This window comes from Bacteroides faecis (genome assembly GCF_020091505.1).
Lineage (GTDB): Bacteria > Bacteroidota > Bacteroidia > Bacteroidales > Bacteroidaceae > Bacteroides > Bacteroides faecis.
In genome coordinates, this window is record NZ_CP081916.1 from 4,643,749 (window position 1) to 4,657,911 (window position 14,163).

Below are 14,163 nucleotides of genomic sequence, written 5' to 3' on the forward strand. Positions count from 1 at the left end.
CTGATTGTTTTTAATAAAGAGAATTAATAAGCAAAAGGATAACCACCTATAACGTATGTATCTTCATGACCGGTATAATACTCAATGTTATAGTTGATATCGAAAGCATAAGGAGTGGATTTTATAGAAGGCTCCTCATATGCCCAATGATCATCTTGAGGTGCAACCCGAGTATCTCTATAGAATCTTCTGGGTACGTAAACCTTAATAGGCTCATAGTCTTTGAGTACATCTCCCGTATCAGCGATTTTGCGGCTGGGTGGTATTTCGTAATAATCGGTAACGATGCTTCCCTGAACTCCCCAATCAAACGTCAGATAATAATCCTGTTCCATGGGATTATAAACAGACACGATTATATTCGAATTACATTCTGCATGCTCATTGGCATATTGCTGACCATTATTCCGCAAATCGATATAGGCTTTCTGATTAGCGTCTTCCTGTGATAAAGTTGAACTATATTTCTTTGCAGGCACTACATAATCGATAGATTCCCCCATTTCTCCTAAAGATGCGTCACAAGTATTCCGGGTAAAAGTTTCTCTGATTTGCTCATTATAATAAGTCAATTCAGGTTCTACGGATTGATTCTGATAAAAATAATCATATTCCTTAACTACATTCATATCGTTATCCATCACAGATACCAGCCTGCTAAAGTCATCATATCTATAAGACTCCGTTACTCCCCTTTCATTAGTCGCACTCCTCAATCCTATGAGAGGATAATAGCCATATGTAGTTATCGAAGCATCCTTAGGATATACACGTACATCGTCTATAGGGTATACTCCTTCATTTATTGAATCCCGACCATTGACAAAATCATGCTTCATATACTCCCACTTCCCATTCTTAAAGACCTGATAATCTATTACATATTTCCTTTCCGGATTCGTCACTAAAGACACCGTATAAGGACCGATACAACTATTATTACTATGATATCCGAAAGAAGCAGGACGTAAATGAGTGGTTTCAAAGTTCTCATAGAATACATCATCTGTACCACTTGTCTCGGGAGCAATACTTTTTCTTGTCCAATAAGAGAAATGAATATCTCCGTCATATACATTTGCTGACGATTCCTTACACGCATCAGTACTAAGAATACTAAATGTATGATAACCGGCAGAGACATAGAATGTTGCACTGTACGTATAGGCATTTTGATAGTCAGTCCAAGGCTTGCCCATGTTATCAGAGCTTCTCATCTGAACCAGATTGAAAGCCTTATTGTCAAGATGTCCTGATACATACCAGTTAAATCCTAACGCTCCGGCAAGGACTATTTCAACATCACCCGCTTTTGATGTATAAAAGTTATACGATTTCACATTAGCCGACAATGAACTGTATTTCAGGTTTACGTACTTAGTCGTTCTCTCATCCCTATATTGAGGAACGGACTTGAAAGTATTTCGGGCATTTACCACTTTAGCCACAGGATACAAGCCTTTATATCCCCATATATAAGCCGTCTTGACACCAGCCTTATCTGCTATATTGGCCGGATTACCGTATGAATCATAATCAAGATATTCCATCTCGAGCGCACATCGATTGTCCATAGAATATTGAGCCGAGTTCAGCAGTTTGAAAGAGGAGTAGTCGCTTAACGGCACATCATTTTCCAACTTATACTGTTTATCCTGAACGGCAAACTGATCAGACAGCTTATATGTCATCACTTCGGCAGAAGTAACTTTTCCATTCCGCTTAACAACAGTTTCTACAGGATAAGACAACAATCCTTGTGCTCTCATAGTATCATAGACTTTCAATGGAGAGCCGGAGGAAATGGAACCGGAAGTTACACTATCATATTCTTCCATCAAGTCGGAAATATATTTAGTTCTCGCTTCCAACATACTGTTATCATTCGGATTATTAATATACTTTCTCGTACATGTCAGCAAACGATACTTATTGTACTCATATTCTTCCGTCTCATGTATAGAATCATGATCTGTATAAAGAAATCTTTCTACGATGTTTACATTTCCTTTATCATAATTAAAAGTGAGATTTTCCTGATTGGGTAATATTATTTTCTTGATATGCCAAGTGGATGCTGTAGCTAGTAAACTGGAGTGAAAACTATCCCAAATCATACTATGACTCCCTATCTGATCACCATATACACTATAGTGACTATCATAATCAGGATCTTTAGAATACGCACAAGACAGGTCAATACTATTAATATCTCCACCAAAGATATAGGTAAGTCCTTCCGAATCAACGATTGTTATTTCTGTAATCAACACAGGTCTGGATTCGATATACAACTTGGGATGATATGTTTTGTTTAGATGAGCATTAGTCCATTCCGTTTCTGCAAGTAACACATCAGGTATTTTCCCAACTTTCACATCCTTTACCTTAAAGTACGAATTATTTTGCGATGAGATTCTTGTTTGTATTTCTCCTTCCTTATCTTTATACATAAAGAAGGAAGCATTTATTTTTCCTATATTTATTATAAATTCATCCAAGTCGGGCTCATGAAGATAATCTTCATTATAAATGAAAGGATTATAATATTTATTTAAATTAGATTCCTGATCCCAGTTCGTATTAGCAGTTCTGTCCATATACTCATTAAATGTATAGACTTCATCAATCATCCCATTAGCAACTCTGTATATTTGTCCACCGGTAATGGACCAACCTAAGCCTACATTACCAACAGGAAGATCAACTTTGTTGCCTTCCGAATTATATAGCAATTGTATATCGTAAGAATAATTTTTCAGTGCTATGGAATACAGAGGGATAGCAATATTTGCTCTTCCGGAATGCAAGTCAACCGGCAGTGACTGTACTCGTAGCAATGAACCAACTCCCGGACTCGGAGTATCATATTTTAGCATTGACTGCGAAAATATAGGCTGAAAGAGGAAAGTAAAAAGAAACATGAATAAATATCGTATCTTTCGTTCTGTTGGTCCCGATGTATATGTTAACACAGTACAATACTGATTCAAATTATGATATTTAAAACTATTTTTCATATGCTGTTTTTATATTAATTGCAATAAGCTTATTTTTATAAAAAAATCACAGGTTATACAAAATGCTATCGCTTCGTTCTATTATGAATAAAACTAGCCTCCTGTTTTGTACACCTGTGATTTACGAACTTACAGATTCATCGCATTACCGCCCAGCGCTCCCAGCACTGCCGAAGCCACCGCGATGACTACTTTCAAAATGGTATCCCAGAGGGATCTTTTGACTGCCATAACTTTACACACCTCCTTTCCGACTCTTTACATGATTGATTACTAGGCAATCATCACTAAATGATTGATTACTCCTGAAAACTTTCCTCCTTTACCTCAAAGCACGGACATGCCTTGATCCACTCCTCCGGCTCAATCTCTCCATTCACGTTGCGGTCCGGTGACAGGTCACGATGGCCGCACACCCGGCAACCGGGGAATTTCACTTGCAACTGATGCACCAGCAGTCGGAGTGCTGCCCGTTGCTCCGGCGTCCGGGTGTCCGCCGGGCGTCCCCGACAGTCCAGACCGCCTTCGTAGCAAATTCCGATACTCTCCGCATTAAATCCACGTGCGTGCGCACCGATCCGCTCGACAGGACGGGTAAGAAGCGTTGTACCGTCCCTGCGGATATAGTAGTGATAACCGGTACCGTTGAATCCACGCCGACGGTGCATCGTGTCCAGATCAAAAGCTGTCAGTTCCTTGTCTTCACGGGTGGCGGAACAGTGAATCACGATCAGACTGATCTTTCTCATACCTGTTGTACGGTTCATGATCGGTTGCTTCTAGACAGTCGGGTCCGGAGCTTCCTCGTCACCGCCGTCGCCTCCGCTCCCACCGCCCGGGTTAGGATCGGGAACCTCACTTCCGCCTTCACCACCATTCAGCGCCTTCAGTTGCTGTTCCAAGTCTACAAAATCCAGACGGTCTTCCGCACGGGTAGCGGCAAGATTGGGACGTACACTGGCGGATGCCCGGAAATTGATACGGACCCAGTGGATGTTCTCCGGCAGACAAGCCTTCTTGGTATCAGTCCCCACCGTAGTGGCGGACAGGCTGAATACTCCAAAATTCTCAATGTTCACGGCATGGCCGTTGTACAACTCACTGCGCATCACCTCCACGAAGTTTGTTAGTACACTCTTGATATCGCCCAGCGTGAGCGAACTCTTCTCCTTCATCTGTTTGGCAATGGTATCCAGAGTGGCGGGCTTTCCCCACGTGATCAGCTGCGGATAGAATTTGCCCGTACCTTCTTTGTCGAAAGGAGACTTACGTAAAATCTTTTTAAATGTCACAGACATAATTTTCTTCTTCTTTTTTTAATGAATGAATTTCCAGTTATTTTCTCTCTGTTGCCCGGGTGAAGGTAGCGGTGACGTCTTCCGGCTTCTCCTCTCAGGAACACGACAAAGATAGGGAATAGCCCCTCTACGGGGTTACATACAAGTGCGTAGCGACACGTAGCGATGTGCAGCGGCACGTACTTTGACACACTGACTCTCACTGTTCTTTACTGACAGACAACGGTATCTTTTTCTTTCCCGTTCAAAGTGATTATTCCGCTCATCCGCTTTGTTTTGTCAGAATAAATACATACCTTTACAGTATAATAATCAGGCGAACAGCCGATATAAAGAACACCGATTATGGAAACTACACAAGAAGAATTTCAAGTCCGGGTCTACCTGAAAACGGAACTGGCACAACTGTATGCACCCCATCTGAATCCCGAAGCCGCATTGAGGAAGATGCGAAAATGGATCCACCGGAACCCCGAGCTCTACCACGAACTGTATGCCGGCACGGAAGGAAAGAATGAACTGGCATACAGCAAAAGGCAGGTGGCTGTTTTAGTGAGGTACCTGGATACTCCATAAGCACCTCTTCCTCCCCATGCGGAGATTTACACATTACTATATACGCGCAGGCGCGAAAGAGTATTTTATTTTTATAGAAAAAAAGCGTGTAACGGAGGGGTAGGACTTACCCCTCCGTTACACGCTTTTTTCTGTATTAAATAGTATATAAAAAGAATAAACAACAGAGATGATGAAGACACAAAAAGAAGTTGTATCTTTGCGACATTTTTAAACGAAACATCTTTTAACAATAAGCACTAATTATTAAAAACATGAGTAAAAAGACATTTTCTCCGAAGGCTTCATTTACCAAAACAAGCAGGCTGTAACACTCGAAAAGGGAGAATTCCCTGCTATCTCACCGTTCATCACCCAACTGCTGGATAATGTCAACAGCATGTACCTCAACCGAATAGAGGTAAAACCATCTGACAGAAAGAAATTTCTCACACCGATCGTCCACCTCTGCTACGACCCCTCCTCTCCATTTAACATTAAAGGTCCCAAATTCTTCGCACAGTTGCTGTTTCTGACAGTAAATTTCCGGAAGAACGATCACCCGGATGAGTCTCTGAGCATAGAAGAAATTGATTATGAGATACAAAAGCTGAAAAGGCTTCTGCTTAACGATTAACATTTCGAAGATTACGTTAAAAAACTGTTTTTAGCTTCCTAAAAACAGTTTCTTTAATCCGACAAAAAGCTATTCCTTTGCAGCCTGTTAATAACGACAGCAATTAAAACTTATCAAACAAAATGGAAATTATTACCATAACCGCCTACCGGGGGTTATCAGTTGTGTCAGGGAGTATAGATATCCGGAAGTTGTTCGAATTTATTCGGGGAAGTGTTTATCGGGACAAAATCCGGAGACTCCGGGAGACAATGGAAACGGGAGACACGGCGAAAGCAGACCGGATGAAGAAGCAACTGCCCTACTACACCGTCACGGCTACCTACGCTATGGAAAGACTGGCTTACAGCCTCGTCACGTATCAGGATATCATCATACTCGACTGCGATGACATGCCGGCAGAAAAGATTCCGGGATACCGCCAACTGGTGAACGACTGCCCCGACACGTTGGGAGATTTCATCAGCCCCCGCATGCACGGGCTGAAAATCTTCGTCTATCTCACCGGCGAAGAACCGGAAGCATTGCGCGCCGAACTGAACGCGCTCGGAACCATCGACCTCCCCACACTGGAACGTTACCACCACCGCATGTACGCCCTGGCAAGCCAGAAGTACGAAGAACTGCTCCACACGAAGGTCGACACCAGCGGGAGCGACCTTAGCCGCGGATTCTTTGCCTCACACGATCCGGAGGCTTTCCTTTCTCCCGAACGACTGGAGAATGTAAAGCCGCTGACCGTACGAGTGACGTTGCCGACCGAAGAAGAATGTAAAAACAAGAAACGCAGGAAATCCTCCCCACAGCCTCCGCTCCTCCCCACACAGGAGAACGCGGCTCCGATCGACCTGCAGGTGCAGCTAGACTTCCGCAAAGCCATGGAATACACCCGACGGAAAGAACGCCTTGAAACCGGAAACCGGGACAATTTCTTTTACTGCCTCGGCAACCAGTGCTACCGTCGCCACATCACGGAAGAAGAAGCCGTCAGCCTGACACGCAGCAACTTCGGCGATATCCCCGACTTCGATCTCGAACAGCCCCTGCGCAATGCCTACCAATATACTTCGAAGACGGACCGGGAAGAAAAGGAAAGCCATGAACCGAAAATCTGCAAGATGATCAGATTCATGGATGAGTATTACGAAATCCGCAGAAACATCGTGAAAGAACTGATCGAGTTCCGCCGCAAACCGACGGCAACCGATGAAAAGGCGTCTTCCGACTTCGCCATCCTGCGTGCCAAAGACGTCAATACGTTCTACATCAACGCGCAAATGAAAGGAATCTCTTGCTCGCAAAACAGCCTCAAGGCACTGGTAGACTCTGATTACGCCAAACCGTTCAATCCCTTCACCCACTATTTCTTTTCTCTCCCGACCTGGAACGGCAAAACCGATTATATCGCCCAACTGGCACAGAGGGTCAAAACCACCGACCCGGATTTCTTCATAGACAGCCTCCGCCACTGGCTGGTGGGAATGGTGGCCTGCGCCATCGACGATAAAGTGCAGAACCAGCAGTTACTGCTGCTCCACGGCGGACAGGGAAGCGGAAAAAGCACCTTTATCCGGAAACTTCTCCCACCGGAACTGGACACCTACTACCGTTGCGGCATGATTATACCCGAAAACAAAGACCATCTGCTGCAACTCTCCTCCAGTCTCATCATCGACCTGGACGAATTCGACACCCTTCCTTCCTGGCAAATGCAAAGCCTGAAGCGGCTGATCGTACAAGGCGTGGTGACGGAACGCAAAGTGTTCGACCTACAGATGAATAACTTCATCCGCCGCGCCTCGTTTATAGCCAGCACCAACGACCAGCACTTCCTGGTGGATATCCTCGAAAACAGACGTTACCTGATCAATACCATTTTGAGCATTGACAACAGCGGTCCGGTCAATCACCAAGGCATCTATGCGCAGGCACTGGCCCTCTACCGGCAAGGCTACCGATACTGGTACGAAAAGGAAGAGGTAACCTTCTTGAACAAGCGCAACGAAAGTTTTCGCCAGAAAGACCCGGTAGAAGAAAACCTGTTTTTCTATTTCCGTGCGGCTAAAGGCGGAGAGATACAAGCGAAATGGTATCCTGCCTCTTATCTGCTCTCTATCCTGAGTCTGAACGGGCGTACTCAGTCCAATCCCCAGACACAGAAAACATTGGTGACGGTGCTCGAAAAGAACCATTTTATAAATCGGAACGGCAATTACGGAGTAACGGAATATAAGGTGGTGGAATACACACCGGAAGAACGAGAAGCCAATTCGACGTTGCCGCAGATTCCTAAACAGGGGAATTTTGACTTGTAGATGAAGAGCTTTTCGAATCATGACCTCTGAGCAGTGAGTGATGAGCCAGCCGTGAATGCCGGACAGGATACTACGGCAGCTGACAAGCAATGAAAAGGAAAGGGAAAAGCAATGTGACGACAGTCAACAAGCATTTCCCTTTATTTAACAGTAAGGTAATTATCAGTATTACCTTCTATGCATATTCAGCGTATCTGACGGATGAAGCACATTACTTGTCACCGTACATCTTGGCTCTCAACTCCTTGATATGGTCGGAAGTGATGTATTCGTCATATTCCATCATCTTGTCGATGATACCGTTCGGTGTCAGCTCGATAATGCGGTTGGCAACCGTCTGAATGAACTCGTGGTCATGAGACGAGAAGAGGATATTTCCTTTATACGTCTTCAGGTTATTGTTGAAAGCCTGGATAGATTCCAAGTCGAGGTGGTTGGTCGGAGTATCCAGAATCAGGCAGTTCGCATTGCGGAGCTGCATACGGGCAATCATACAACGCATCTTTTCACCTCCGGAAAGTACACTTACTTTCTTCAGTACTTCTTCGCCGGAGAAGAGCATACGTCCGAGGAAACCCTTCATGTACACTTCGTTGCCTTCGCCAAACTGACTCAGCCAGTCCACCAGGTTGAGGTCTGTGTTGAAGAAGTCCGTATTGTCAAGAGGCAGGTAGGCCGTTGTGATGGTCACCCCCCAGTTGAACTGGCCGGCATCCGGCTTCATGTTTCCGTTGATGATTTCGAAGAAGGCAGTCATCGCACGCGGATTGCGTGAAAGGAATACCACTTTGTCGCCTTTTTCGACGTTGAAGTTCACGTCGTTGAAAAGCACTACGCCTTCTTCCGTCTTCTTGCTCAGTCCGGAAACTTCGAGAATCTGGTTGCCCGGTTCACGTTCGGGAGTGAAGATGATGCCCGGATACTTGCGGGAAGAAGGTTTGATTTCTTCTACGTTCAGTTTTTCCAGCATCTTCTTGCGGCTTGTAGTCTGCTTGCTCTTCGCTACATTGGCACTGAAACGGCGGATAAATTCCTCCAGTTCTTTCTTCTTCTCCTCAGCCTTCGCCTTCTGGTTCTGCTGCTGACGGAGTGCCAGCTGGCTCGATTCATACCAGAAACTGTAGTTACCGGCAAACATATTGATCTTTCCGTAGTCGATGTCTACGGTGTGCGTACATACGGAGTCGAGGAAGTGACGGTCGTGGCTTACCACCAGCACGGTGTGCTCGAAATTGGAAAGATATTCTTCCAGCCAGGTCACTGTCTCCATGTCCAGGTCATTGGTAGGCTCGTCCAGCAGAAGGTTGTCGGGGTTGCCGTACAATGCTTGCGCAAGCATCACGCGCACCTTTTCCTTACCGCTCAGTTCACCCATCAATGTATAATGCTTGTCTTCCTTGATGCCCAGACCGCTCAACAGCATGGCTGCGTCACTCTCTGCATTCCATCCGTCCAGCTCGGCAAATTTCTCTTCCAGTTCGGACACTTTCAGTCCGTCTTCGTCCGTGAAGTCTTCTTTGGCATACAATACTTCGCGTTGCTTCATGATGTCCCACAACACGGTGTGTCCCATCATAACGGTATCCATTACCGTGTAAGCATCCCATTTAAAGTGGTCCTGGCTCAATACCGACAGGCGTTCGCCCGGTCCCAGGGCAATCGTACCGGTAGTAGGGTCGAGATCTCCGTAGATCGTACGGAGGAATGTAGATTTTCCCGCACCGTTCGCACCGATAATGCCATAACAGTTACCACTTGTAAATTTCAGGTTTACGTCATTAAACAATACTCTTTTACCAAACTGCACCGAAACGTTTGAAACTGTAATCATCTTGATATTTACTATTTTACTATTTACTATTTGCTATCTACTATTTTTTTGAGTGTGCAAAGGTAGGCATTTAAAATGAATTATGAGCTATCCGGAATGTGTCAATCTGGCATAAATATATTACCTTTGCAGCGTTTTTGGCAAAATGACCATATTGGCAAAGTTTTTGCAGATGAAAATTTTAAATCATAGATCGTAAATAATAAAATCATAAATAATAAGATGGATCCAAAAGAAAAAGAAATGAAGGCTGAAGAGCTGAATGTGGAAGAAACTCAGAATACTGCGGAAGAGCAACCGCAAAACGATCAGGCAGAAGAGGCCGCTCCCCTGACTCATGAGGAGCAGTTGGAAAAGGAGCTGGAAGAGGCACAGACTGCCATCGAAGAGCAGAAGGACAAGTATCTGCGCCTGTCTGCCGAGTTTGACAATTACCGCAAACGTACCATCAAGGAGAAGGCGGAACTGATTCTGAATGGTGGCGAAAAAAGTATCAGCAGCATTCTGCCGGTGATCGACGACTTTGAGCGTGCCATCAAAACGATGGAGACTGCCAAAGACGTGAGCGCCGTGAAGGAAGGTGTAGAATTGATTTATAATAAGTTTATGGCTGTCCTGGCACAGAATGGCGTGAAGGTCATCGAAACGAAAGACCAGCCGCTGGATACGGATTATCACGAAGCCATCGCTGTGATCCCTGCCCCGTCGGAAGAACAGAAAGGTAAGATTCTGGACTGCGTACAGACGGGTTATACGCTGAACGACAAAGTGATTCGTCACGCTAAAGTGGTAGTTGGGGAGTAAATACAAAAGTTAGTTAGGAAGCATGGCAGAAAAAAGAGACTATTATGAAGTGCTGGAGGTGGCAAAAACCGCCACAGTAGAAGAGATTAAAAAGGCTTACCGCAAAAAGGCAATCCAATACCACCCCGACAAGAATCCGGGTGACAAGGAAGCGGAAGAAAAATTCAAGGAGGCTGCCGAAGCGTATGACGTACTGAGCAATCCGGACAAGCGTTCGCGTTACGACCAGTTCGGGCACGCAGGAGTGAGCGGTGCAGCCGGCAACGGAGGCCCGTTCGGTGGTTTCGGTGGCGAAGGTATGTCTATGGATGATATCTTCTCCATGTTCGGTGACATCTTCGGAGGTCGCGGCGGCGGTTTCGGAGGTGGCTTTGGAGGTTTCAGCGGTTTTGGCGGTGGCGGTGGTTCACAGCAGCGTCGTTATCGTGGCAGCGATCTTCGCGTCAAGGTAAAGATGTCTTTGAAAGAAATCTCGACAGGAGTAGAAAAGAAGTTCAAACTGAAGAAATATGTGCCGTGTAGTCACTGTCATGGTACGGGTGCCGAAGGCGACGGCGGTTCGGAGACTTGTCCGACCTGTAAAGGAAGCGGCTCGGTGATCCGCAACCAGCAGACGATACTGGGTACAATGCAGACCCGTGCCACCTGTCCTACCTGTAATGGTGAAGGCAAAATCATCAAAAACAAGTGTAAGGAGTGTGCCGGAGACGGTATCGTATACGGCGAAGAGGTAGTGACGGTGAAGATTCCTGCCGGAGTGGCAGAAGGTATGCAGCTCTCAATGGGCGGCAAGGGTAATGCCGGAAAGCATAATGGCGTGCCGGGCGACTTGCTGATTCTCGTTGAGGAAGAACCGCATCCGGACTTAATCCGCGACGAAAATGATCTGATCTATAACTTGCTGCTGAGTTTCCCGACGGCTGCGCTGGGTGGTGCTGTGGAAATTCCGACTATCGACGGCAAGGTGAAAGTGAAGATCGACTCGGGTACACAGCCGGGCAAAGTGCTCCGCCTGCGCGGAAAAGGTTTGCCGAATGTCAATGGATACGGTACAGGTGATTTGCTGGTGAACATCAGTATTTATGTGCCGGAAACATTGAATAAGGAGGAAAAGAATACGCTGGAAAAAATGGAGGCTTCGGATAACTTCAAACCGAGCACGTCGGTGAAGGAGAAGATCTTCAAAAAGTTCAAGAGTTTCTTTGACTAGGCTTTCTTCTTTAAGAGATAATAGCCTGCCACACAGATATAATAAAAGCTCCGGCATTCGTAGGGAATGCCGGAGCTTTTTAATTTTCCATGCCTATTATTTTCACAATAGTGCGTACTTGATATTACAGTAAATGAATGGATGACAACTCTTTCGTCAGAGCTTGGATACCCTTCTGAATCTTTTCCAGTTGTTGTCTGCGCGGTTTATGCACACCGGCGGCATAATGCCATAACTGACGTTCGTTAATTCCGGTTATCCGGCTCAGGGCTGCTTTGGTGAAGATATTACTGTAATAGTTTATAAAGGTAGCAGCGTCAACCTTAAACTTCAATTCCAATTCTCCGGACAATAGTTCACAAGGATTGGGATTATCTTCCAGATATAATTCAATCGCTTCCTTCATATTTTCCTCAATCTCTCTCATGTCATTTCCAACAGTGATAACCGGAGCACCTTCGATATAAGCACTCAAGTTCTTCCCTGCGTGTTCCACAATTACTTCTACTGTTTTCATTTTTATCTCCTATTATTTAATCAAGAGAACAAGGGGGCTATTTTTCCAGCCCCGCTTGTCTCAAAATGCTGTAATAAGTGCCTTTCTCAGCGCCTTTGCTGTTATGATTCGGTACAATAACTATTTTGTCGTCTTTCTCAAACTTCATATGGCTACCTTTCTGACTCTTTAGTACAAAACCGTTTTCTTGCAACATAGTTACAACGTCTTTAATTGATTTGTAACTTATAACACTTCGGACTTAATTACCACACAAATATAGTAATAATATGAATACTGTTTATACATTTATTCATTATTTTACTATGAATTGAGCTAATATCCCGGATTCTGCTTCAGTTTTGTATTCATCACCCGTATTTTCTCCGGAATCGGGAATACGGTGGTATATCCACTTTCTTCATCCGGAAGTTGCGGACGACTGCTGTATGCTCTCGTGAACTCCCCGAAGCGGATCAAGTCCTGACGTCTCCACCCCTCCCAAGCCAGTTCGAGTTGCCGCTCGGCAAGGATGTTCTCCAGTGTAGCCGTACGGGAAGAGGCATTGACACGCCTGCGTACTTCATTCAGTTCTGTATCTCCGCTCTCGCCATTGCGTACTTTGGCCTCACTTTTCATCAGCAAAGCATCTGCATAACGGAAAAGAACGATATCATTTTCCATCAGCTTTCCATCTTTGGTGGCCGTTTCGTCTATCTCATATTTCTTCATACGGGCTCCTGCTGTCTGTACATACGGGGTGTTCGAAATATCCAGGGCGACTTTCCACGGCAGATATTCAAGAATGGTTCCGTTATCCAGACGGACTACATTCCCCTTTAGGTCATAAACGACTCCGGCAAAATAACAGATGTCAAAACGCGGGTCCTGTCCGGCTGTTTCATAGCCGAAGGTTTCCAACGCTTCGATCGTGGCGCTCGGCCCGTTTTCGCCGCTCAGCCCATAGGCTTTGGCGTGATTGTAATGACGGGAACGGAAAAGGTATTGCATCTGGTTGGTGTACAAGGTCTTATTCATCGGAATCGTGAAGATGTTCTCGACAGAGGGTTCGTTGAATACGGTAAAATTGGTTTTGTAATCCGGTTCCAGACGATAGCCCATTTCTTGCAGCTGGTCACAGTATGCGATCACCGTCTGCCAGGCATTGAGACGGTTGCCGTTTACCTCGAAAAAGAGATTCTTTCCGTCGGGACGTTGTCCGTCTGTCCAGTCATTGTCGGTGTAGACTTCAGCATTCAATGCCAGTTTCGCCAGCAGGAAGACAACTACGGGACGGGTGATGCGTCCGTAATACGGACCGGACTGATTGCTATGAACTTCACTAAGCAAAGGGGCTGATTCCTGCAACTCTTTGAACACAAAGTCGAATATTGTTTTCCGTTCGCTCTGTACGACGTCCTTCATGGATGGAGATGAGGTGAGTATCAGCGGGACACGTCCGAACAGATCCATCAGGTAATAGTAATACATCGCGCGCATCGCCCGTACTTCGGCACGATAGGCGGGAAGTTCGGCATCAGTGTGAGTTTCGGAGAACTGGTCGATCCGTTCCAGCGATTTGTTGGACAGCATGACTACTTTATAAAGATATTCCCAAGTGGCTTGGATGGCGTCGTTTTCAATTCCCCATTGGTGCAGGAACAATCCTTGCCAGAATCCGCCGTCGTACCAGTCGCCGCCACGGGTGGGGATGATGGCTTCGTCGGTGGTGAAGGTGTTCAGGTCATAAACTCCCCTACCCGTTCCCTGCAATCCCTGACTGTCGCTATAACCACCGATGTAAGTATAAAGAGAGGCCACGGCATTCAGATATAAATCCGAGAGGTTATTGTAGACTTCATCTTCCGGCAGTTTGTCTTTGGGACTCTCTTCCAGAAACTTGTCGCACGAGAACAAAGCCGTTGCCGTCATCAGTGCGATAGCTGTATTTCTTATATATTTTTTCATGATTTACTCCTCCGTTAAAAGTTTGTACG

At 45.5% G+C, this 14,163-nt stretch carries 13 protein-coding genes; 4 read left to right on the forward strand and 9 right to left on the reverse strand.

Annotated elements, in window-relative coordinates:
* Positions 1–23: 23 nt before the first annotated feature.
* The 4 genes from K6V30_RS18225 to K6V30_RS18240 all read right to left on the reverse strand — a co-directional run bounded on the left by K6V30_RS18225 (position 24) and on the right by K6V30_RS18240 (position 4,318).
* Positions 24–2,879, reverse strand: coding sequence for a DUF5977 domain-containing protein (locus tag K6V30_RS18225; protein ID WP_141758187.1), 2,856 nt, complete (start codon positions 2,877–2,879; stop codon positions 24–26).
* Positions 2,880–3,149: 270 nt separating this feature from the next.
* Complete coding sequence (locus K6V30_RS18230; protein WP_010537749.1) at positions 3,150–3,251, reverse strand: smalltalk protein; 102 nt, start codon at positions 3,249–3,251, stop codon at positions 3,150–3,152.
* 68 nt (positions 3,252–3,319) lie between these two features.
* The gene (locus K6V30_RS18235) at positions 3,320–3,769 is read right to left on the reverse strand and encodes an N-acetylmuramoyl-L-alanine amidase (RefSeq protein WP_055270084.1); all 450 of its coding nucleotides are present in this window, start codon (positions 3,767–3,769) and stop codon (positions 3,320–3,322) included.
* A gap of 30 nt (positions 3,770–3,799) precedes the next feature.
* Positions 3,800–4,318: an HU family DNA-binding protein gene (locus K6V30_RS18240; protein WP_010537747.1), complete on the reverse strand. Its 519-nt coding sequence runs from the start codon at positions 4,316–4,318 to the stop codon at positions 3,800–3,802.
* Between the two features lie 345 nt (positions 4,319–4,663).
* On the opposite strand from K6V30_RS18240, the gene K6V30_RS18245 reads away from it, so the two are divergent.
* Entirely contained in the window at positions 4,664–4,894 is a 231-nt protein-coding gene (locus K6V30_RS18245; protein ID WP_010537746.1) for a DUF4248 domain-containing protein, read from the forward strand.
* 340 nt (positions 4,895–5,234) lie between these two features.
* Here K6V30_RS18245 and K6V30_RS18250 read toward each other — a convergent pair whose 3' ends face one another.
* Positions 5,235–5,513: a hypothetical protein gene (locus K6V30_RS18250; RefSeq protein ID WP_010537745.1), complete on the reverse strand. Its 279-nt coding sequence runs from the start codon at positions 5,511–5,513 to the stop codon at positions 5,235–5,237.
* Positions 5,514–5,632: 119 nt separating this feature from the next.
* Here K6V30_RS18250 and K6V30_RS18255 point away from each other — a divergent pair, with 119 nt between their 5' ends.
* Positions 5,633–7,825, forward strand: a complete 2,193-nt coding sequence (locus K6V30_RS18255) for a VapE domain-containing protein (protein WP_055271544.1) — start codon at positions 5,633–5,635, stop codon at positions 7,823–7,825.
* 211 nt (positions 7,826–8,036) lie between these two features.
* Here the strand turns inward: K6V30_RS18255 and K6V30_RS18260 are convergent, their stop codons facing one another.
* Entirely contained in the window at positions 8,037–9,656 is a 1,620-nt protein-coding gene (locus K6V30_RS18260; protein ID WP_010537743.1) for an ABC-F family ATP-binding cassette domain-containing protein, read from the reverse strand.
* A 222-nt stretch (positions 9,657–9,878) separates the two neighbouring features.
* Here K6V30_RS18260 and K6V30_RS18265 point away from each other — a divergent pair, with 222 nt between their 5' ends.
* Entirely contained in the window at positions 9,879–10,460 is a 582-nt protein-coding gene (locus K6V30_RS18265) for a nucleotide exchange factor GrpE (RefSeq protein WP_010537742.1), read from the forward strand.
* Positions 10,461–10,482: 22 nt separating this feature from the next.
* Positions 10,483–11,670, forward strand: coding sequence for a molecular chaperone DnaJ (gene dnaJ / locus K6V30_RS18270; protein WP_010537741.1), 1,188 nt, complete (start codon positions 10,483–10,485; stop codon positions 11,668–11,670).
* 124 nt (positions 11,671–11,794) lie between these two features.
* Here the strand turns inward: dnaJ and K6V30_RS18275 are convergent, their stop codons facing one another.
* The 3 genes from K6V30_RS18275 to K6V30_RS18285 form a co-directional block, all read right to left on the reverse strand.
* Positions 11,795–12,187, reverse strand: coding sequence for a hypothetical protein (locus K6V30_RS18275; RefSeq protein ID WP_055271545.1), 393 nt, complete (start codon positions 12,185–12,187; stop codon positions 11,795–11,797).
* A 37-nt stretch (positions 12,188–12,224) separates the two neighbouring features.
* A complete protein-coding gene (locus tag K6V30_RS18280; protein WP_055271547.1) occupies positions 12,225–12,416 on the reverse strand; it encodes a type II toxin-antitoxin system HicA family toxin in 192 nt (63 codons plus the stop codon).
* A gap of 86 nt (positions 12,417–12,502) precedes the next feature.
* Positions 12,503–14,134 carry a RagB/SusD family nutrient uptake outer membrane protein gene (locus tag K6V30_RS18285; RefSeq protein ID WP_010537739.1) on the reverse strand — a complete coding sequence of 544 codons (1,632 nt, stop codon included), beginning with the start codon at positions 14,132–14,134 and terminating at the stop codon, positions 12,503–12,505.
* Positions 14,135–14,163: the final 29 nt, after the last annotated feature.

Coding starts and splice junctions, on each gene's coding strand:
- K6V30_RS18240 (WP_010537747.1), bottom strand. CDS start 4,318: ATGTCTGTGACATTTAAAAAGATTTTACGTAAGTCTCCTTTCGACAAA.
- K6V30_RS18235 (WP_055270084.1), bottom strand. CDS start 3,769: ATGAGAAAGATCAGTCTGATCGTGATTCACTGTTCCGCCACCCGTGAA.
- K6V30_RS18260 (WP_010537743.1), bottom strand. CDS start 9,656: ATGATTACAGTTTCAAACGTTTCGGTGCAGTTTGGTAAAAGAGTATTG.
- K6V30_RS18250 (WP_010537745.1), bottom strand. CDS start 5,513: ATGTTAATCGTTAAGCAGAAGCCTTTTCAGCTTTTGTATCTCATAATC.
- K6V30_RS18285 (WP_010537739.1), bottom strand. CDS start 14,134: ATGAAAAAATATATAAGAAATACAGCTATCGCACTGATGACGGCAACG.
- K6V30_RS18275 (WP_055271545.1), bottom strand. CDS start 12,187: ATGAAAACAGTAGAAGTAATTGTGGAACACGCAGGGAAGAACTTGAGT.
- K6V30_RS18225 (WP_141758187.1), bottom strand. CDS start 2,879: ATGCTAAAATATGATACTCCGAGTCCGGGAGTTGGTTCATTGCTACGA.
- dnaJ (WP_010537741.1), top strand. CDS start 10,483: ATGGCAGAAAAAAGAGACTATTATGAAGTGCTGGAGGTGGCAAAAACC.
- K6V30_RS18255 (WP_055271544.1), top strand. CDS start 5,633: ATGGAAATTATTACCATAACCGCCTACCGGGGGTTATCAGTTGTGTCA.
- K6V30_RS18265 (WP_010537742.1), top strand. CDS start 9,879: ATGGATCCAAAAGAAAAAGAAATGAAGGCTGAAGAGCTGAATGTGGAA.
- K6V30_RS18245 (WP_010537746.1), top strand. CDS start 4,664: ATGGAAACTACACAAGAAGAATTTCAAGTCCGGGTCTACCTGAAAACG.
- K6V30_RS18230 (WP_010537749.1), bottom strand. CDS start 3,251: ATGGCAGTCAAAAGATCCCTCTGGGATACCATTTTGAAAGTAGTCATC.